Raw genomic sequence first — 19,900 nt, forward strand, 5'->3', positions numbered from 1 at the left:
TCAATTTACCTTTATCTTCTAATTTAACACCTTATAGCCTTGAAAAAAGCAATCCTTCCAGCTTTAATGATCCTGATTCTATTCTCCTGTGCAGATGAGGAGAAAAAAGACGAAATAGAAATGCTGGAATTTAAGCAGGAAACCGTTGAGAACAGTTATAAAGATTGTGATCCTGAGAATGGAGATTGCACTTTTATAAGTCTCAGCTACCCGGTCGCAAAAAATACTGGAAAGATCTCGAAAAAGATCAATTTAGAGATCGAAAGCTTTCTTCAAAACACTGTAGATTTCACAGAGGCTGATAGTATACAATCTCCCCGTAAATTGGTAGATCAATTTTTGCAGAATTATGAAAGAACTGCGACCGACTTTCCCGATTACGAACTTCCTTGGGAAGCGACAATCCTTGGAAAAGTAATTCATCAGAACGAAGAGCTGGTTTCCATGGAATTTACTACAGATATGTTTACCGGTGGAGCACATGGTTATAATAGTGTGAGTTACCTCAATTTCGATGCTGAAACGGGCAAGTTATTAGTCGTAGAAGACCTCTTTTCTTCGGAATTTACCGAAAAAGCAGAGCAGGATTTTCGCGTTAAACAGAACATTCCTGAAGGTGCGAGTATTAATAACACCGGTTTCTTTTTTGAGAATGAAAAGTTCCACCTTCCGGCCAATATCGGGATCTATCCAGGGAAGATCGTTTTGCATTATAATGCTTATGAGATCGCTCCTTATTCCGCAGGAAGCTTCAGAATGACCTATTCCAGAGCAGAAATTTTAGAATACTTAAAAATTAACGAACCTGTAGTGGAGTAAAATACAAGTTCAGTGAATTAGCTCCAATTTAAACTACTCGTGACTCGCATTTTCTAAATTAGCAGACTTCCATAAATAATAGGAAACCACCGCAGGCCAGATCACCAGTAGACTACAAATAAATCGCTCGTAGGCTCCGTTAATATTATCGGGCATCAATGGCAAAAGTGGCGCCAGGAAGAGCCATAATCCTCCAACCCATATCGTGAACTTTTCAAGAAAAGGTTTTAAGAATTTTAGATAGGGATAAACTAGAATATGAAGGATCAAAAATAGTCCGGCAAGGATGTAGACCAGTTTCCGATGGATCTTTTCACCAGGACGCCCCGCATATTGATTATGTTCTGCGATCATTACCAGGTCTGCACCTATAAGAACCAGCACCGCCAGACCGATCAACCACCTTATATTATTCTTCTTCCAGGTGAAAAGTCCAATTGCCAGTGCAACATAACCCATTGCAAGAAAGTCCAGACCCAGATCCTGGATCCAGCCGTATTTACCAATGGCCAGCATACTTATGGTGTTCTTAAAAGGATTGTGCTCTTCGTGAAGAATTATGCCAATAATATCTGCTGCTATTACCGCGAAGCAACCAAAAAGGCATAATACTGTCGCGAGTTTATAGATCGTAGATGTCTTCAAACTTTATGAATTTTTACTCTATTAAATGATAATTCGGGGTTTAAATTAAGATTTTTCGATGATTTCAATCTGTGAATCCTCGAAATCTCAATCACGTTTCTATTTTTTCTGAAGATTATGGATAGCTTAGAATATATGTTTTCCCGACAAATTATTCGTTCTTTGCATTTTCCGAAAACTCTCAGTTATGAAAAAAGTCTACCATCTTTCCACCTGTGACACCTGTAAACGAATTTTGAAAGAGCTGGATCTTCCGGATGATTTTGAACTTCAGGACATCAAAAACGAAGCTATTTCTAAGGAGCAATTAGAGCAAATGCATGAATTGGCTGGATCTTATGAGAGTCTTTTCAGTAAAAGAGCCAGACTATATAAAGAGCGTGATCTAAAAAATAAATCCCTAGAGGAAACAGATTATAAGGAACTTATTCTGGAGCATTATACATTCCTGAAGCGACCGGTTATCATTAACGGAGACGAGATTTTTATTGGTAATTCTAAAAAGACCGTGGAAGCTGCAAAAAGTTCTGTACATGGATAATACCAGAATATTAGCCATTCTGGCAGCCATTGGAGCGAGCACCATTTACGGGATCAATCATACCCTTGCCAAAGGTTTAATGCCTTTGTATATCGAGCCTTTCGGTTTTATTTTACTAAGAGTAACCGGTGCAACAATCCTTTTCTGGTCCATAAGTATTTTTGCACCAAGAGAAAAGATCGCTACTTCCGACTGGCCACGTATTATTGGCTGTGCTATTTTTGGAATGGTTATTAATATGCTTTTCTTTTTTAAAGGGCTCAGTCTTTCAACACCTATCAATAGTTCGGTCATCATCACATTATCGCCAGTAATGGTTTTGATCCTTGCATCTATCCTTATAAAAGAACGCATCACTTTACTAAAAACTATTGGGATCATTATAGGAATGGCAGGTGCGCTGGTGTTGGTGCTTTTTAGCTCAGACCAGAACCAGAATGCTCCGAACATCCCTATGGGAAATGTTCTTTTTATTGTCAACGCTTTCTCTTATGGCCTATATCTTATATTGGTAAAACCACTTACAAAGAAATATCATGCGATTACTTTGATGAAGTGGCTGTTCTTAATTGCAGTATTTATAAATCTCCCTATCACTTATACTGAATTTGTTGCAGTAGATTGGAGTAATTTACCATTTGACGCAATCTGGAAAATGGGCTACGTGGTTCTTGGAACAACTTTTATGACCTATTTACTGAATATTTATGCACTGAAACAACTATCAGCATCAACGATAAGTGCATTTATATACCTGCAACCACTTATCGCGATCACATTTGCGATCATGGTTGGGGCAGATTCCCTGAACTGGACTAAAGGAATTGCGGCTACACTAGTATTTGTCGGTGTGTATATGGTAAGTATGAAAAAGACAAAAGTAAAGGCCTGATATTATAGAGTAAATCTACAATACAGACCTTTCTATAAAACTTAATGCTGCTTATAGTTTAGCCAGCTCTTCGCTGCTTAAATTATCTGGACGTTTCCCGTATTTACGGGTATCTTCCTTGGTTAGAATTCTAAATTCCTTGGTTTTTGATGTACTGTCCAACTGCTTGAAAAGCTCTTCCGGTAGGGTGGTAAGTTTACGTTCTTCCAGGTCTATCCACGATCCCATCATCTCACAAGTTGCACAATTCCTACCCTTGTGATCATAAATCTTATGAATAAATTCAAAGTACATACCATCTTCAGAAAGTCCATTTAATTCAAGACTTACTGTTACCGGTTCACCCGCAAAGATCTCTTTGAAATAATATATATGCTCATAAAAAACGATAGGTCCCAGATTGTAATGAGCGAGTTGCTTCTGCCCAAAACCATTTTCCATCAAGAAGCCCATTCTTGTATGGCTCATAAAATTTATATAGGCAGAATTGGCCAGATGCCTGTTCGCATCAAGGTCGCTCCATCGTATCTCGAATTTCTTGGTATACATGATCTTACTTTTATTCAAAACTACCAATAAATAGTATGCGTGCATAACAAATTTTACCTAAGTTTATATTAAAATAGATACATGCCGCTTCTCTCAAGCAACTATCATCCTACAGGAATTTTCAAGAATGCAGACGCTTCAACTATATATGCCGGCAAACTCAGGAAGGTAGATCTAAGCTATACCAGGGAACGTATCACTATTAGTGACGGAGATTTTATAGATCTGGACTGGAGCAAAAGCAAAGAAGATTCAGAAATGCTGGTGATTCTGCTTCATGGTTTAGCAGGTAGTGCAGATAGACCTTATATGCAAGGTATGGCGCTTGCCTTCAGTGACCTGCAATGGGATGCCGTAGCCATGAACTTTAGAGGATGTACTGAAGAAATGAACAGGTTTTTTCAAAGTTATCATGCCGGTGCAAGCGATGATCTGGCGGAAGTGATAACCCATGTTTTATCTCTGAAAAAATATAAGAAAATCGCTCTGGTAGGATTTAGCCTTGGTGGAAATCTTCTCCTGAAATATCTTGGGGAGCAACGTAGCAGGCCGAAGCAGATCATTGGAGCTGCGGGAGTTTCTGTTCCATGTGACCTGGCAGGATCACTGGGAGCGATCAATAGAATGCGAAATTTCATCTATAGTAAAAGATTTGAGATCAATTTGAAGCAGCATCTTATAAAACGTGCAGAACTTTTTCCAGATCAACTCGATAGAGATAAAATAGCTTCCTGTAATTCTCTTCGGGATATCGATGAACTCTATACTTCCAGGGCTCATGGTTTTAAAAATGCCGATGATTACTACGCTCAGGCGAGTGCTCAGAATTTTCTTCAGAATATAGAAGTCCCAACCCTATTGATAAGTGCTAAAAATGATAGTTTTCTATCTCCAGGTTGTTATCCTGAAGAAGTCGCAGAAAATTCAGAAAATATACATCTCGAGATGCCTGCCTTCGGGGGCCATGTAGGCTTTGTAACCAGGTCTAATGTTTATTATCATGAAAAAAGGATCACCGAATTTATTAATTCCCTTTTAGATTAGACTGCATCTACCGGGCATACAATTGTTCATGCTATAGAATTGATTATCTTTGCGCAAGCTTTTAAAATTCAGGCATGATCCAATCGATGACAGGCTTTGGGAAGAGCGTTACACAAATTCCCACCAAGAAAATCACTGTTGAACTCAAATCTCTCAACAGTAAGAATTTTGACCTGAATGCCCGCATTCCGTCGCAATACCGTGAAAAGGAACTGGAACTTCGAAATATTATCTCCGATTCTCTTGGACGCGGTAAAGTAGACCTTTCCATTTATGTGGAATCTACCGCAGAACAAACTTCTACAAATGTCAATACTGAAGCAGTGAAGATCTACATGGATCAACTTCGGAAGATTGTAGATGCCAGTGAAATTGAGCTCTTGAAGATGGCAGTAAAAATGCCGGATGCCCTTAAAACTGAACGTGAGGAGATCGATGAAGAGGAATTCATTGTGATCGAAACTGCAGTAAAAGATGCTTTAAAAGAGATCAATAATTTTAGAACAGATGAAGGTGAAGCGCTCGAAAAGGATCTTCAACTTCGTATCAATAATATAAAATCCTTACTGGAAGATGTGATCAGGATCGATCCAGACCGTGTGGAAGCCGTTAGAGAAAGACTTCGGAAGGGTATAGAAGATATAAAGGAGCAGGCAGATGAAAATCGTTTTGAGCAGGAGATCGTATACTATATCGAAAAATTTGACATTACTGAAGAGAAGGTAAGACTGGATAACCATCTTGATTATTTTCAGAAGACGCTGGATTCTTCAGATTCCAATGGACGTAAGCTTGCGTTCATCTCCCAGGAAATAGGAAGAGAGATCAATACCATAGGTAGCAAATCCAATTATGCACCAATGCAACAAATGGTGGTGCAAATGAAGGATGAACTTGAAAAGATTAAAGAACAGATCTTAAACGTATTGTAATGGACGACGGTAAATTGATCGTATTTTCAGCTCCTTCAGGATCAGGTAAAACTACCATAGTTAGACATTTATTGAAACATGAGGAATTGAAACTTGATTTTTCAATTTCAGCTACCTCGAGAGAAGCCAGAGGTGAAGAAAAACATGGGCAGGACTATTATTTCCTTTCTCTATCAGATTTTAAACAAAAAATTAAAAACGACGAATTCCTGGAATGGGAAGAAGTCTATCGCGATAATTTCTACGGAACCTTAAAAAGCGAAGTGGAACGAATCTGGGCAAAAGGAAAGCACGTCATTTTTGATATTGACGTGGTTGGTGGATTGGATATCAAACATATTTATCCAGACAGAACGCTCGCAGTATTCGTGAAACCTCCAAGTATCGAAGAATTAAAGATCAGGTTAAAAAAGCGTAAGACTGAAAGTGATGATAAAATAAATATGCGTGTAGCAAAAGCTTCCATTGAACTTGCAACCGCACCTCAATTTGATTTTATTATCGAGAACAATCACCTGGGAACTGCTTTAAAGGAAGCTTATAATTTGGTTTCCAATTATGTTGGCGCAGATAACATAAAAGAATGAACAGGAAAGTAGGTTTATTCTTTGGGTCTTTTAATCCTATCCATATAGGTCATTTGATCATTGCCAATCATATGGTAGAACATTCAGATCTTGATGAGGTCTGGCTCGTCGTGACTCCGCACAATCCGCACAAAAAGAAAAGCAGCTTACTTGATAATCATCACAGACTCGAAATGGTGTATAGGGCTTGTGAACATTTCGAAAACCTCAAACCCAGTAATATTGAATTTGGTCTGGAGCAACCAAATTATACCGTAAATTCGCTTGCACACTTACAAGAAAAGTTTCCTACGAATGAGTTCTGTCTAATTATGGGTGAAGATAATTTAAAGAGCTTGCACCGCTGGAAGAATTATGAGGTTATACTTGAAAATCATCAGTTGTATGTTTATCCTCGAATAGCTGAAGGTATGGTGGTTGAAAGATTTAGAAATCATTCAAAAATAACCAGAGTTGAAGCTCCAATCATAGAGATCTCAGCAACCTTTATAAGAAAATCTATTTCCGAAGGAAAGAACGTAACACCTTTATTGCCAGATGATGTCTGGAAGTATATTGATGAAATGAATTTTTATAAATAAGTAAAGACTGTTTAAAAATCCGTTTTTGAATATTCAAGTTTGCTGATTGAACCTACTTTTTTCATTGTGGAACTACAAGCATAAGAACGTCGACTGCTCTCAATTTAATATTCTCAGGACTCTTAAACAGTCTTTGGAATCTATCTTTTACTATCCATTGGAGGTATTCTTAGAACCTGCCCGGGATAAATTTTATCTGGATCATCCAGCATAGGTTTATTTGCTTCGAAGATCAATGGATACTGGTTTGGATCCGCATAATGCTTTTTAGATATCTTACTCAAAGTATCGCCTCTTTCTACAGTATGGAATACAGCTTCAGGCTCTTTATTTTCAACATCCATTCTATCGTCTACCTGCGCAATTCCTTCAGAATTACCTACAACCAGTACGATCTTTTCACGGGTTGCCTGATCTAAAGCGGTTCCTGTGATGGTAGCCATATCATGTTCGATATTAATATGAAGATTATCAGCTTTTAGGTTCAGGTCCCGAATAGTCTCTTCCAGATTTCTGGATACTCTTTCATTTTCCTTCTTCTCTTTCAACTGATTATCTGTTGTACTTACTTCATTGTCCTTCGGCTTATCTACGCCAAAGATCTTTTTTCCTGCATTCTTAATGAACGAAAATAATCCCATTATTTTGATTTATAGTTAGTTATTTAAATGTACAAAAGCCTTCCAGATTCGCTCCTCTTGTGCATCCTAAAGTTTTCTCAAAATTAAAAGCATAAAAAAAACCGATCCTTGCGAAACGGTTTTTTTCAACTAAATAACCAACCAAAAAAACTAAGAATGTACACTTTACAAAACTATATGTAAAGCATAGTATTAGAACGACAACAGATTTATCAAATTGTACAGCTGCCGAATTTTAATTGTTAATCTTTTGTGCAGTAGGATTACAGGATTCTCAATAATTATACTGAAATGCCGAACAATTCTTTCAATACCTCTAAAATTGACTATTTTTGAAGAAGAGAATGTATTTATATGGATAAAGCTCCGAGTTTTGGTGTCATTGGTGGAGGTAGCTGGGCAACAGCTATCGTAAAAATGCTATGTGAAAATCTTGATAATGTGAACTGGTATATGCGCAGTGTATATGCTGTGGAACACATTAAAAAACAGGATCATAATCCCAATTATTTAAGTTCAGTTGAATTTGATAATGATCAGCTTACACTAAGCAACGATATTAATGAGGTTGTAGAGACTTCAGAATTCATCATTTTTGCGATTCCTTCAGCATTTCTAAAGAGGGAACTGGATGCACTTAAAGTTCCACTACATGATAAAGTTGTTTTCTCAGCAATTAAAGGAATCGTTCCGGAAACAAGCCTTATTGTTGGAGAACATTTTAACCAGTACTTCGATGTTCCCATGGAATGCATTGGAGTATTAACCGGACCATGTCATGCTGAAGAAGTTGCATTAGAGAGACTTTCCTATTTAACAGTTGCCTGCCAGGATGAACAAAAGGCTCAGCTGGTTGCAGGCTATCTTGGTAGCGATTATATCACCTGCAAAACTACAGATGATGTTATTGGTACTGAATATGCAGCCGTTTTGAAGAACATATATGCGATCGCAGCAGGAATTGCTCATGGTTTGGGCTATGGTGATAATTTCCAAAGTGTACTTATGAGTAATGCTATCAGGGAAATGAAGAAGTTCATCAAGAAAGTACACAAAATGAAGCGTAACATCAACGATAGCGCCTATCTGGGAGACCTTTTGGTTACCGGTTACTCTGTATTTAGTCGTAACCGAATGTTCGGGAATATGATAGGAAAAGGATATACAGTTAAAAGCGCTCAAATGGAGATGAGCATGGTTGCCGAAGGTTATTACGCTACCGAAAGTGCTTATAAGATCAACCAGGAAAAGGGAGCTAAAACACCGATTATCAATGCAGTGTATGCTATACTATATGAAGGAAAAAATCCCAAAAAAGTTTTTAATAAGCTCGTCGACAAATTAGATTGAAATATAAGTTTTTTCTTACTAAATATCTTATAAATCGCTGTTAGACAAACTTTTCAGCGATTTATTTGTACTGTTAACATCATATATAGTACTTTTACCCTACCAAATCATTTTAAACCAAAAATTATCATGAACAAAAAATTACTTTTTCTCGGCTTAGGACTTGGCCTATTCCTAACCGGGTGTGAGACTGATACTGTTTCTGAAGATATTACGGCAGAAACTTCATCAGTAGTAAAAGAATCTAAAAATTCTGCGACGAAGATCCATGAACCTGTATTTCTACAGGGAATCCACGAACCGGTATTCTTAAAGAACGGATTCGAAGATTGCGATATTTTTCCTGTCTATGATGGTCCTAAGGACCTGAATGTTGGTAAAGGTGAAGCTATGGACTTTAGTGAGCATACTCATCTGGAAAACCTGCGTGTTGCTGGTGAACTGAATATTTGTGGTGAGATCGAGACAGAAAAAAATACGGTTATTAGACGTAACGGTGAGATGACTACGGTAGGTCTGGCAATTATAGGCTCTGAGGAAGAACCTAAAGACCTAATCATCAATTACGGTGGTCACTTCAATATCAACGGAGTCCTGATCGTAACTGGAGATTTGATCCTAAACACTGGAGCTACCCTACAGTTCCTAAATGATGACCTTGAAAACAACTGGTTATGGGTAATGGGAGATATTAGAACTGCCGATTATTCTTTTGTTTACGGTATGTACAACACCTATGAAGGCGAGGAAGATCATGACCACGACGGTCACGAACACTAGAAAATTCATTATTTCGTTATACTTAAAAAGCCGGCATATTCCCGGCTTTTTTCGTTTTCAGTATTTTCTTATCGGTAGTTTCTTACACTTAATCGAAAAAGCCTGTCATTCACCCAGTTTCATTTTGAACATAGAGATTAATTGCTATTTTTACCTGCCCAAATACTTTAACTAACCTATTTACCATGAATAAAAGATTATTCGGATTCAGCCTAAGTGCGATGCTATTATTCGCATCCTGCGAAAAGAACAGTATTTCAGACGAACCTTCTCAGGAATCTGATTTCACTATTGCAGATGCTTCAGAACTTTCCTCTGCGATCGATTTTAACGAAACTGGTGTTATTGGTTTTGCATCAATTAGCAACAATAGAAATTCAGATGCTTCTACAGTATTTGGTATTGAGCAGATCGCTTCGCTTGAAGCTCCTGAAGTTGATGGTGTAAAACTAAGAGCTACACATGTAGATGTAAAAGGTGATTTCGCTTATGTTTCTTACAACAAAGAAGGCGCCACATATCTTGGAGCTGTCGATGTAATTGACATTCAGGATAAATACAATCCTGTTTTAGTAAATAGAATGACCACTACAGTTGCAGATATTAATTCTTTGTTTGTAGATAGCGATGATGTGCTTGTACTCACCGGGGCTTCAGCAAAAGAAAACCGCGGAACGGGCAAGCGCACCATGATGGCTTATTTCAATCTTGAAAACGGTAATTTGCCTACTACTCTCGTTCAGGAAGTAGATGACATTCGAGTAGAAGTTAACTATAATCTGGATTTTGGAAATACTGGAAATGCCGGTGTTCATATATTGCCTATAGACGGCGAAGCTATTGCAATTAGCGGAGATAGAGGTGCGATCACAAGATTTGAATATCCTGGAATGATTGCTGCTTTTGATCAAATCTCTACAGAAGAAATTGGAGATCTTAGATATGCTGCAATTCAAAATAATACCCTTGCCGTTTTAAGTGGTGTAGACGGACTTATGAATTTTGATTTGACCGATGGTTTAAATCTTACATCTCAAATTAGCACTGCTGCATTAACTGCAGAATCAAAAAGAACAATTGCCTGGTATGGTGATAATATTCTTGTTTCTGAAGGTACAGAAGGTGCCGGGATCTATAGTTTTGAAAATAATTCTAAAGTAAGCAGTCTGCCACTTAAAATGCATCCCGATGCTGCAACTATCTCTACTCAAGATGCTGTGACTAACGCAGTTTCTACTGATGGGAATTATGTATATATGGCTAATGGAGGTGCAGGACTTGATATCTTAAAGCTTGACGAGGATCTTACTCCACTTGCTGAAGGTATCGCGGAAATTGAAGGTAGTGCAAACTTTGTACAGGCTAAAGGAGAATATATCTACGTTGCTTCTGGAAAAGGTTTGAAAATTCTTCGAATTATTTCTGTGGAAGACGCCCCAAATAATAGTCCGGAAGAATTTCTAAATTGCTCAGATTTTGCGGCGTTCGATGGTAATAAGAATCTTACGATTACACCTTCTACTACTGAGTCTTACTCCGGGGTAATGAATGTGAAGAATCTTAATGTAAATGGAACGCTTAATTTCTGCGGAACCCTAATGATTGAGAAAAGCGCAAATCTTTCCAGTGGCGGAGAAATGAATGTTTCAGGAGCTATGTATCTTGGTAATAACAGATCTGCTGAAAATCTTACGATCACATCTGGAAGTACACTTAGAGTAAACGGACTGGTTGAAATTCACGGAGACCTGAATATCCAGAGTAACGGGAAACTGGAATTCGTTGGAGAAGGTTCAAAAATATATGTTGGAGGAACTGTAAAAGTTCATGATGGTGGTGCTCTTGAAGGGGAATTTGAAGATCTTAATGACAGATTTTAATAAGAATCATATTAATATACAGAACTAAAAAAGCCTCCAAATGGAGGCTTTTTTTTATGTGCTATAATCAAGTAATCATATTGCAAGAATTCCTTTTTCCGGTATTACCGGGATCTGCACCCGTGCATTTTCCCGAATGCTATTCGCCTTAAAAACAAAAGTCTTCTCGTACATCTTATTATTCTTGAAGAATGTCACCTTAAACTCATTGTTCAGCTTTAGAACATCTTCCTGAAGAAATTCGATCTTGGCGAAATTCTTTGCCGGCAGTACTTCAATCTTATGTCGCATAGTAGAAGTTTCCTTCTTCTTGTCAAAACCTCTTGATACAATAAGCGCCATTTCCAAAGCTTCCGAAGATGCATTGATTAAATAAGCATTCCATTCGTAGGACTCGAATTGTTCGTTCAATACATAGACCGCCGCGAGGTATACCTCTTCTACTTCTGGTATTTCAATATCTTTCCTCAAAATGTATCTTCAGCTTTGTGTTTGATCTTTATCCACAACCAGTATAAGAGTGCCGCTGCAACTGCAAGCAGGATCAATCCTAAAGTCAGTTTGATAACCGCGATCACAAAGGTCACATAAATGATGATTCCCAGGATAATTGCACCAATGATGAGGATAGCGTATTTTTTCATTACAGTGCAGATTTAAATTGCTCTAGAAATCTTAGGTCATTCTCGTAAAACATCCTGATATCTTCTATCTGATAAAGCAGCATGGCAATTCTTTCAATTCCCATCCCAAAAGCAAATCCTGAATATTCCTGTGGGTCTATATTGCAATTTCTTAGAACGTTCGGGTCTACCATTCCGCAGCCCATAATTTCAAGCCAACCCGTTCCTTTGGTGATTCTATAATCGGTTTCAGTTTCAAGACCCCAATAAACATCAACTTCAGCACTTGGCTCAGTAAAGGGGAAATAAGAAGGTCTAAGGCGTATTTTTGATTTTCCGAAGAGTTGCTCTGTAAAGTACAGGATCGTTTGTTTCATATCAGCAAAAGACACGTCCTTATCGATATACAATCCTTCTACCTGGTGAAATATACAATGTGATCTTGCCGAAATTGCTTCATTTCTGAAAACTCTACCCGGAGAGATCGTTCTAATTGGCGGTTTATTCTCTTCCATGTAACGAACCTGAACTGAAGAAGTATGTGTTCTCAACAAAATATCAGGATCTGTCTGAATAAAAAATGTATCCTGCATGTCTCTTGCCGGGTGGTACTCTGGAAGGTTCAGTGCCGTAAAGTTATGCCAGTCATCTTCCATCTCCGGTCCTTCAGAAACATTGAAACCAATATTGCTAAAGATCTCGGTGATCTGGTTCTTAACAATAGAAATTGGGTGTCTCGAACCTATTTCAACCGGTTCTCCCGGTCTGCTCAGGTCACCATATACACCTTTTTCTTCCTGACTGTTCTCTAGACTTTCCTTTAAAGAATTTACACGCTGGGTTGCAGCATTCTTAAGCTGATTGATCACCTGTCCGAATTCCTTCTTCTGCTCATTTGGAACATTCTTGAACTCAGCAAAATAGTCGTTCAGAATCCCTTTTTTACCAAGGTATTTGATTCGGAAAGTTTCTATTTCTTCATTCGTAGCAGCATTAAAGCTTTCAACTTCAGCAATATGCCCTTTAATCTTATCAATCATTGGTGTAGTCTTTTCAGAAGCGCAAATTTAGTAAAATTAATACCGAAAATCGTGCCCTTTAAATGCTTATTCTGAAGTTGCCACTTCCGAAGAAAGAGACTTTACGAGCAACCTGTCCCGGTAAATAAAACTCATAAGAAAGAATACGGAAAGTGCCCCGAAGCTGTGCCATAGCCAGTGTGTTCCCATAGGAATTACATACATAAATCCATCCAGTACCCTGAAGCTGATGGCAAATCCAAAGCTGAGAAATGCCAGTAAAATATAAACCCAGTTTGCTGATCGTGTGGTAAGAAAATAGGTAATTACAGGTAGTAAAAGTCCCAGCGCTGTTCCCACGTAGCCTACAGAGGTTTGAACACTATCATCCCATGGGAGCATACGCACCCCAAACACCAGAATTAAAATTAGTACAATAAGCCAGATTCTATTCCGGTTGGTGATTTCAAGTTTTATCGTATAATATACTGAAACTGCCAGGCATAGAAATATAATAGGAAGCCAGTCCAGGTACATCCAGAAATCATGACTTCGGGTTGCGTGATAAACGGTACCTCCAACAAACCCCATAAAAAGAATAGGAAGGCTCCAGGCTAAAAATCTATGATTGCGATAGTCGCTATAGACCTTTAGCGAAAAGTAGATAATGATGAGTAAAAAGAAGATATTGCTAAAAGTATTGAACGGTTCCACCGGTAATCTTCCGGGGATTGTTTCCTGGTAGATAGGACCACTATCATTTGGAAACGAGTCAAAACTTAGCAAAAGATTCATTTATGAAATATACTTTTTTTCGATAAAATAATTGACGATCGCTTCCTTCATCAAAACTGACTGCTCGCCGGCTTTTAGACTTGGCAACTCCTCCTTTACTTTAAAATGTGGCCAGCTGTCTTCATCAAAATAATCGAACTCATAATAACCGTAAGGTTCCAGCAATGTACAAATTGCGATATGCATTAAATCGAGTTTATGATCCTTCTTAAACTTTCGGTGAACCTGACCCAGTTCCTGTACGCCGATTAAGTATATAATAGCATCCAGCTCCAAAATTTCTCCATCTGCAAATTGATTGGATAATTTGGTTTGTAATTCCTGCCAGCGCTCCTTTAATTGTTCATCTCTTGCCATACTGCAAAGATATCATCTAAGATTTTATAATTATTATATTTGACGCATGAATACAGTGGATATTGTCCTGGGGATTTTCCTGCTCTACGGATTGGTACGTGGTTTTTTCAGAGGATTTTTAACTGAGCTTGCTTCCTTGGTAGGACTTGTAGCCGGTATATACGGTGCCATTCATTTCTCCTACTACGCCGGCGAATTTCTTTCACAACACGTGGATTGGGATATAGAAATTATCAACCTTGCGAGCCTGGCCATTACCTTTTTGATTATCATTTTCGTGGTATCCTTAGTTGGTAAAATGCTTACTAAAGCAGCAGACTTTGCAGCGCTTGGAATCGTAAATAAACTATTAGGAGCTGTATTTGGATTACTGAAATCTGCTTTTGTTGCCAGTGTAATCATCATGTTCTTTATGACCAGCAATAAAACACTTGAATTCGTAGAAACTGAAACACTTGAGGAATCTGTACTTTATGAACCGGTAGCTGTGATCGCCCCTATCATTTTACCATCGATTATCAAACAGGTGAAAGAAAAAGACCTTTGGGATACTGAAGCGGAAGCTAAATAAAAAAATCCGGAACCTCATTGAAGTGATCCCGGATCCTTAATATTTCGGTGACTAATATCTTATAGCAAACTTACTTTCCCATTTGAGATAGAATACACGCCTCCAACGATTTTAATCTCACCATTATCTTCCATTTCTTTAAGAATCGGACTTTTCTCTCTGATCCTGTTCATGGTAAGTTTTACGTTATTTTCAACCACACCAGCAACAAAATCAGAATTGCTGGAATTCCTTTCGCCACTAGTTTCAGTTGCTTTTACGGCAGGTTTAATATTGCTTAATAAATGTGTAATGTTACCTAGGTCCACATCATCACAGGCGGCTTTAACTGCGCCGCAAGCTTCATGTCCCAGAACCATCACCAATTTACTGCCTGCAACTTTACAGGAGTATTCCAGACTTCCAAGAATATCAGTATTTTCAAAGTTTCCTGCTACCCTGGCAGAGAAGATATCTCCAACTCCCTGGTCGAAAATAGTTTCTAACGGTACCCTTGAATCGATACAGCCAAGTACAACTGCCTGTGGCCATTGCCCTCCTTTGGTCTGTTCCACCTGGGATGCATAATCTCTCTGATGCATCTTAGCATTGGAAAAACGCTCGTTTCCTTCCATTAGATCCTTCAGCACGGCATCAGGACTCAAATTTGTTTGCTTGTCTTTATTGATTATATCTTTAATCATAATTCATTTTTATTATTAGGTTTAGGTTAATGCTGATCTACTAAATTAGCTGATCTTCTTCTGTGCGAAAAATTCCTGGTAACTATCTGGATTCTCAATAGTTCCTCTTTCTGAAATAATCTTAATGTCAATATTCTTTTCCGCAGCCTTTACTCTGAAATCGTCAAGAATTTCTATAATATCGTTATCAAGATACCTGCTCTTTCGCACATCCATGATAAGATAAGAATTCTCTTTTAATTTATTCAGTTCTTTAATGATCGCACCCTTATTGATAAAAGTCACTTCTTCAGCAAGAGTCATTTTCACAGTCTTGTTTTCATCAGTTTCATTTTCAATGTGAAGGAAGTAAGAGTTCTGGTAAGATTTGATAAGAATTACCACAATTCCAACGGCAAGTCCAAGGCCAATTCCAATTAGAAGATCACCGAATACGATTCCAACGATGGTCACAATAAATGGTATGAATTGCTTCCATCCTTTCAAATACATTTCTTTAAATAAAGCTGGTTTCGCCAGTTTGTATCCTACAAGAAATAGAATAGCTGCCAATACTGAAAGTGGAATATAATTTAGAATATTAGGAATTACTACAACCGAGATCAATAGTAAGAAACCATGTAGAATCGCCGCCATTTTAGTTTGTCCTCCAGACTGTATGTTGGCAGAACTTCTTACGATCACCTGTGTAATTGGCAATCCACCAATCATACCTGAAAGCATATTTCCTGTCCCCTGAGCGAAAAGTTCACGATTGGTAGGAGTGGTTCTCTTGTGCGGATCCAGTTTATCTGTTGCTTCCACACACAATAAAGTTTCCAGACTGGCTACTAATGCAATGGTGAATCCAGTGATCCAGATCTGCAAAGAACCAATCATTTCGAAAGAAGGCAAAGTAAACTGACCAACGAATGAATCAAAACTATCGGGCACCGGAACATTTACCAAATGCTCCTGGGAAATTCCAAAAGTCTCATCTCCTTTAGTAAGCAGAAAGAAAACAATTCCCGCTCCTACTGCAACCAAAGGCCCCTGTACAAGTTTAAAGAATTTACCCTTATCACTTAAAACAGTTTCCCAAAGCACAAGAATGATCATTGCAATAATAGCTATCAAAGTTGCTCCCGGGCTAATACCATTCGCCATGTTGAAGATTTCTGAGAACGTATTCTCTCCATCTACCTGGAAAAATGCCCAGTCACCTTGAGGATCATCGTCGTAACCAAAGAAGTGAGGGATCTGCTTCAGGATAATGATAATCCCAATACCTGTAAGCATTCCTTTAATCACCGAGTTTGGGAAATAATATCCAATAATACCTGCTTTTAGAAGTCCGAATCCAATCTGGATTGCACCACCAATCACTACGGCTAGCAATAAGTTCTCATAACCAATATTTGTGATCGCCGCAAGGACAATAGCTGCAAGTCCCGCTGCCGGTCCACTAACTCCAAGACTCGAACCACTAATGGCTCCAACCACGATACCACCAATGATACCGGCAATTAAACCAGAGAATAACGGAGCACCACTGGCTAGGGCAATACCAAGACACAAGGGAATGGCAACAAAAAATACGACAATACTTGCCGGAAAATCTTTATTTAAATGCTTAAACATATATAACGTATTATGTCAGGAGAAACTCCTGTAATCTTAAAACTGAATAATAAATGGGTTCACGAATTTACCGTGATTGTATAGGTCTGGAAGTACTATGCCAGTTTCGGAGGAGGAGAGGTAATGGAAAGAAAGACCTTATACCTGCTTTCTCTGTAGTTATGTCCATCCTGCTTCCTAATTTGAAGATAATGGATGCTGTTGTAATTAGAATCCATTTCCTCAATAGTGTACTCGAGACTGATCTGGTTCTTGGAAGAACTTTCCTCTTCATTCACATTATATGCAATAGAAATATCAACATTTCTGTCGATCAAAGCAATAATGCTGGGAGTGCACAGAAACGCTGTAAATATAAAAGCCAGAATGAAAGTGATGTTTTTCACAATTGTAAAACTAAGTCAAATTTCAGAACTATAAGGAAAACTATAATAATGAATTGCAAAGACTTTATCAAAAATATTTACAACTTCCTGATGTTCTGACTTTTAACCCAACCCTGAGCGCCGTTGGAAAGTTCGATTCTAGACCATTCCTGAAAATCTTCGAGAATCTTTGCTTTTGTACCTTCGTGAAGTTCGTAGCTAGGTTCACCGCGCAAATTAGGCTCATCCCGTACCTCTACAACTTCCTGGTATATGATCGCGTACTGGTTATCCTCGACATAGGCTTCCTGCTGGAAGGCAAATATTACAGAAATGATACAGGCAATTACACTTAGAGATGCAAAACCCAGGAATAATCTCTTCTGAAGAGAGCTTCGGGAGAAATAATAGAGCAGGAATAAAATAACAAAGATCACTGAAAATACGATGGCAAAAATGGCCCATCCGGAAGCAGTATATTTTGAGATCATGTTCCCAAAAGAAGCTGAAAGACCCGTTTGCTCCACCTCATCGATATCGTCTATCGCCATGTTACGAGCAAACTCGATGTTATTCTGAATATCTTCATCTTTTGGTTGTTGCTGAAGTGCCTTTTCAAAATAATAGATACTCGGCGCGACATTATTCAATTTATAGTGAGCATTTCCAAGATTGTAATAAACCTCTGCTGAAGCTTCACCGTTTTCTATGATCTTCTCGTAACTAGAGATAGAAGCTTCAAATTCCCCATTTTGATAAGCTGCATTTGCTTTGTCAAAAAGTTCCTGGTTCTGAGAAAACCCAAGTACGAAAACAAATAGAAAGATAAGAACGATTACTTTTCTCATGTTATAGTTGTTTATCCAGGGTTGAAATTACTCGAACTGCTTTTTCATAGTCCTGTTGCATAGCATCTGATGATGCCGGTGTATACCGTGCAAATTCACAACTAGATAAAAGCGCTATAAACTCTGTCGTAGTTTGCTCATCAACCTGCTTCTCGCTAAGTATTTGATTAATTCTATCCTTACTCATTTCACTGGTGGTAATTCCCAGTTTAGCTTTCAGATAATTATGCATCGATCTTTCCAGGGCAAGATAGAATTCCTTCTGATCTCCTAAATTCCTTTTTGCTTCTGAAAGATATTTTCTAGCGAGTTTATCTGCTTTTCTAATTCTATTTCCGGTAACATCTGCGGCTCTTTTATCTCTTTTTCTTCCGAAGAGAATAAATAATGGAATCGCTGCCAGCGGAAGTATCAAGGCAGTCCAGAAACCAGCGGAACCAAAGAAACCTGAATCGTTGAGAGGTTTCAAATTAGTATTCAGCTTAATAAATCTAAACTGACTGTCATTGAAAGCAACCGGTTGCTTATTAACTCCGGAATTACTCATATTGTTCGATCCTGCTAAAGGTCCGCTATCAACACTTATCAGCATTTCATCTGAAGTATGGGTGATATAAGTTTCACTCTTTGGATCGAAATAAGAAAAAGATAATGCCGGAATTGGATATTTCCCTTTTCTGGTTGGTATGATTGTATAGGAATTTGAAATACTTCCCTGCATTCCGTTCAAATTCGTATTCACATTTTCACGACGTTCAGGATCATACATTTCCAGAGATGAAGGAGCGGTTAGTTCTGGAAGATCGAATAATTTCAAATTTCCGTTCCCTTTTACTTCAACTTTCGCCTGCAGACTTTCACCTGCATTCAATTCATTTTTACTACTACTAACGCTAAAATCAAATTTCCCGACAGCTCCGGTAAAATTCTCTGGCGCATTCGTAGGCAAAGCTTTTACCTTGATCTTCTTATTATCTGCCGCCACGGTTTTATTGACGGTTTTGTAGATCCTGCTTCCAAAAATATCGCGGCGTTCACTAGGAACATCTACCGCCACAGATAATGTAAGTGGCTCAATATTTAATTCACCGGTTTTTTGTGGATAAAGAATCGTTTTCCTTAGTATTACATAACGATAAGGCTCACCGCGGTATTCACCATTTTCGACACGAAGCTGTTTGATATCCACACTCTGACTCCAGAAATCATTGTATTTTGGATTGTCAAGTTCCCTCCAATTGCTTACACTAATTCGCGGACTCACATATAGTTTGTAAACCACTGTGATCGCTTCGTTTAAATATGGATTTCCTTTAGATACTTCTGCTACGAGGTGCAAATTATCCTCGGCGATCAATTCAGTGTTATTCCCATCTGTAGGTTTGTCTACGGCAGCAGTTACCTCAACATCTATTGGCGATGTTTTATAAACCTTATCATCGATAACGATCTCAGCCTGTCCAACGGTGAGTGTTCCACGCTTTTTCGGCTGGAGATAAAAACTGTAGGTCTTAGAATAAGCCATTTTCCCATTAAGGATACTCGTGCTTATTTTTTGATTTGGGCCTCCAACTACGGTAAAATCTGAAAAAGAAGGAGCATTAAAGTTGTCTCCATCTTCGTTCATTTCAAAATCAACCCGAAGCCGTTCATTAATTCCCAGCTTCTCCCTGCTAACCTTGGCTTCGAAGCGCACCTGCGCCTGGAGCAAACCTCCGGTGAACATCAAAAAACTTAAAATCAATAATTTTGTTTTCATCATTATCTATATCAACGCA

General features: G+C 38.3%; 24 protein-coding genes. 11 read left to right on the forward strand and 13 right to left on the reverse strand.

Annotated elements, in window-relative coordinates:
- Positions 1-39 precede the first annotated feature (39 nt).
- Positions 40-819 (forward strand): DUF3298 and DUF4163 domain-containing protein, encoded by a 780-nt coding sequence (locus T8I65_RS15530; protein ID WP_322301446.1) that lies wholly within the window; start codon positions 40-42, stop codon positions 817-819.
- 33 nt (positions 820-852) lie between these two features.
- Here the strand turns inward: T8I65_RS15530 and T8I65_RS15535 are convergent, their stop codons facing one another.
- Entirely contained in the window at positions 853-1,464 is a 612-nt protein-coding gene (locus T8I65_RS15535; RefSeq protein WP_322301447.1) for a DUF998 domain-containing protein, read from the reverse strand.
- Positions 1,465-1,651: 187 nt separating this feature from the next.
- Here T8I65_RS15535 and T8I65_RS15540 point away from each other — a divergent pair, with 187 nt between their 5' ends.
- Both T8I65_RS15540 and T8I65_RS15545 read left to right on the forward strand, forming a co-directional pair.
- Positions 1,652-2,005, forward strand: a complete 354-nt coding sequence (locus T8I65_RS15540; RefSeq protein ID WP_322301448.1) for an arsenate reductase family protein — start codon at positions 1,652-1,654, stop codon at positions 2,003-2,005.
- The gene (locus T8I65_RS15545; RefSeq protein ID WP_322301449.1) at positions 1,998-2,897 is read left to right on the forward strand and encodes a DMT family transporter; all 900 of its coding nucleotides are present in this window, start codon (positions 1,998-2,000) and stop codon (positions 2,895-2,897) included. The genes T8I65_RS15540 and T8I65_RS15545 overlap by 8 nt, the downstream gene beginning before the upstream one ends.
- Positions 2,898-2,948: 51 nt before the next feature.
- Here the strand turns inward: T8I65_RS15545 and T8I65_RS15550 are convergent, their stop codons facing one another.
- Complete coding sequence (locus T8I65_RS15550; protein ID WP_322302810.1) at positions 2,949-3,446, reverse strand: thioesterase family protein; 498 nt, start codon at positions 3,444-3,446, stop codon at positions 2,949-2,951.
- A gap of 81 nt (positions 3,447-3,527) precedes the next feature.
- Between T8I65_RS15550 and T8I65_RS15555 the strand changes: the two genes are divergently transcribed.
- From T8I65_RS15555 to nadD, 4 genes are all read left to right on the forward strand, one after another.
- Entirely contained in the window at positions 3,528-4,490 is a 963-nt protein-coding gene (locus T8I65_RS15555) for a YheT family hydrolase (protein WP_322301450.1), read from the forward strand.
- A 74-nt stretch (positions 4,491-4,564) separates the two neighbouring features.
- Positions 4,565-5,422 carry a YicC/YloC family endoribonuclease gene (locus tag T8I65_RS15560; protein ID WP_322301451.1) on the forward strand — a complete coding sequence of 286 codons (858 nt, stop codon included), beginning with the start codon at positions 4,565-4,567 and terminating at the stop codon, positions 5,420-5,422.
- Positions 5,422-6,009 (forward strand): guanylate kinase, encoded by a 588-nt coding sequence (gmk, locus tag T8I65_RS15565; protein WP_295181776.1) that lies wholly within the window; start codon positions 5,422-5,424, stop codon positions 6,007-6,009. The genes T8I65_RS15560 and gmk overlap by 1 nt, the downstream gene beginning before the upstream one ends.
- Complete coding sequence (gene nadD / locus T8I65_RS15570; protein ID WP_322301452.1) at positions 6,006-6,590, forward strand: nicotinate (nicotinamide) nucleotide adenylyltransferase; 585 nt, start codon at positions 6,006-6,008, stop codon at positions 6,588-6,590. The genes gmk and nadD overlap by 4 nt, the downstream gene beginning before the upstream one ends.
- Before the next feature lie 140 nt (positions 6,591-6,730).
- Here nadD and lysM read toward each other — a convergent pair whose 3' ends face one another.
- Positions 6,731-7,231 carry a peptidoglycan-binding protein LysM gene (gene lysM, locus T8I65_RS15575; RefSeq protein WP_322301453.1) on the reverse strand — a complete coding sequence of 167 codons (501 nt, stop codon included), beginning with the start codon at positions 7,229-7,231 and terminating at the stop codon, positions 6,731-6,733.
- 354 nt (positions 7,232-7,585) lie between these two features.
- On the opposite strand from lysM, the gene T8I65_RS15580 reads away from it, so the two are divergent.
- The 3 genes from T8I65_RS15580 to T8I65_RS15590 all read left to right on the forward strand — a co-directional run bounded on the left by T8I65_RS15580 (position 7,586) and on the right by T8I65_RS15590 (position 11,241).
- Complete coding sequence (locus T8I65_RS15580; protein ID WP_322301454.1) at positions 7,586-8,581, forward strand: NAD(P)H-dependent glycerol-3-phosphate dehydrogenase; 996 nt, start codon at positions 7,586-7,588, stop codon at positions 8,579-8,581.
- Between the two features lie 129 nt (positions 8,582-8,710).
- Positions 8,711-9,361 carry a hypothetical protein gene (locus T8I65_RS15585; RefSeq protein WP_322301455.1) on the forward strand — a complete coding sequence of 217 codons (651 nt, stop codon included), beginning with the start codon at positions 8,711-8,713 and terminating at the stop codon, positions 9,359-9,361.
- Between the two features lie 185 nt (positions 9,362-9,546).
- Positions 9,547-11,241 (forward strand): hypothetical protein, encoded by a 1,695-nt coding sequence (locus tag T8I65_RS15590; RefSeq protein WP_322301456.1) that lies wholly within the window; start codon positions 9,547-9,549, stop codon positions 11,239-11,241.
- Between the two features lie 75 nt (positions 11,242-11,316).
- Here T8I65_RS15590 and T8I65_RS15595 read toward each other — a convergent pair whose 3' ends face one another.
- The 5 genes from T8I65_RS15595 to T8I65_RS15615 form a co-directional block, all read right to left on the reverse strand.
- Positions 11,317-11,712, reverse strand: coding sequence for a hypothetical protein (locus T8I65_RS15595; protein ID WP_322301457.1), 396 nt, complete (start codon positions 11,710-11,712; stop codon positions 11,317-11,319).
- A complete protein-coding gene (locus tag T8I65_RS15600; protein WP_185739439.1) occupies positions 11,709-11,885 on the reverse strand; it encodes a hypothetical protein in 177 nt (58 codons plus the stop codon). The genes T8I65_RS15595 and T8I65_RS15600 overlap by 4 nt, the downstream gene beginning before the upstream one ends.
- A complete protein-coding gene (gene pheS / locus T8I65_RS15605) occupies positions 11,885-12,904 on the reverse strand; it encodes a phenylalanine--tRNA ligase subunit alpha (protein WP_298528633.1) in 1,020 nt (339 codons plus the stop codon). Before pheS ends, T8I65_RS15600 begins: the two co-directional genes overlap by 1 nt.
- Positions 12,905-12,970: 66 nt before the next feature.
- Positions 12,971-13,678 carry a hypothetical protein gene (locus T8I65_RS15610; RefSeq protein WP_322301458.1) on the reverse strand — a complete coding sequence of 236 codons (708 nt, stop codon included), beginning with the start codon at positions 13,676-13,678 and terminating at the stop codon, positions 12,971-12,973.
- Positions 13,679-14,035, reverse strand: a complete 357-nt coding sequence (locus tag T8I65_RS15615) for a hypothetical protein (protein ID WP_322301459.1) — start codon at positions 14,033-14,035, stop codon at positions 13,679-13,681. It lies immediately after the preceding gene.
- A gap of 46 nt (positions 14,036-14,081) precedes the next feature.
- On the opposite strand from T8I65_RS15615, the gene T8I65_RS15620 reads away from it, so the two are divergent.
- The gene (locus T8I65_RS15620; RefSeq protein ID WP_322301460.1) at positions 14,082-14,606 is read left to right on the forward strand and encodes a CvpA family protein; all 525 of its coding nucleotides are present in this window, start codon (positions 14,082-14,084) and stop codon (positions 14,604-14,606) included.
- 59 nt (positions 14,607-14,665) lie between these two features.
- Here T8I65_RS15620 and T8I65_RS15625 read toward each other — a convergent pair whose 3' ends face one another.
- From T8I65_RS15625 to T8I65_RS15645, 5 genes are all read right to left on the reverse strand, one after another.
- Positions 14,666-15,289: a carbonic anhydrase family protein gene (locus T8I65_RS15625; protein ID WP_322301461.1), complete on the reverse strand. Its 624-nt coding sequence runs from the start codon at positions 15,287-15,289 to the stop codon at positions 14,666-14,668.
- A 45-nt stretch (positions 15,290-15,334) separates the two neighbouring features.
- A complete protein-coding gene (locus T8I65_RS15630) occupies positions 15,335-16,909 on the reverse strand; it encodes a SulP family inorganic anion transporter (RefSeq protein ID WP_322301462.1) in 1,575 nt (524 codons plus the stop codon).
- A 95-nt stretch (positions 16,910-17,004) separates the two neighbouring features.
- Positions 17,005-17,295, reverse strand: coding sequence for a hypothetical protein (locus tag T8I65_RS15635; protein WP_322301463.1), 291 nt, complete (start codon positions 17,293-17,295; stop codon positions 17,005-17,007).
- A 77-nt stretch (positions 17,296-17,372) separates the two neighbouring features.
- Positions 17,373-18,122, reverse strand: coding sequence for a tetratricopeptide repeat protein (locus T8I65_RS15640; RefSeq protein WP_322301464.1), 750 nt, complete (start codon positions 18,120-18,122; stop codon positions 17,373-17,375).
- Between the two features lies 1 nt (position 18,123).
- The gene (locus T8I65_RS15645; protein WP_322302811.1) at positions 18,124-19,881 is read right to left on the reverse strand and encodes a BatD family protein; all 1,758 of its coding nucleotides are present in this window, start codon (positions 19,879-19,881) and stop codon (positions 18,124-18,126) included.
- Positions 19,882-19,900 lie beyond the last annotated feature (19 nt).

This window comes from Christiangramia sp. OXR-203 (assembly GCF_034372165.1).
In the GTDB taxonomy this organism is placed as follows: Bacteria; Bacteroidota; Bacteroidia; order Flavobacteriales; family Flavobacteriaceae; genus Christiangramia.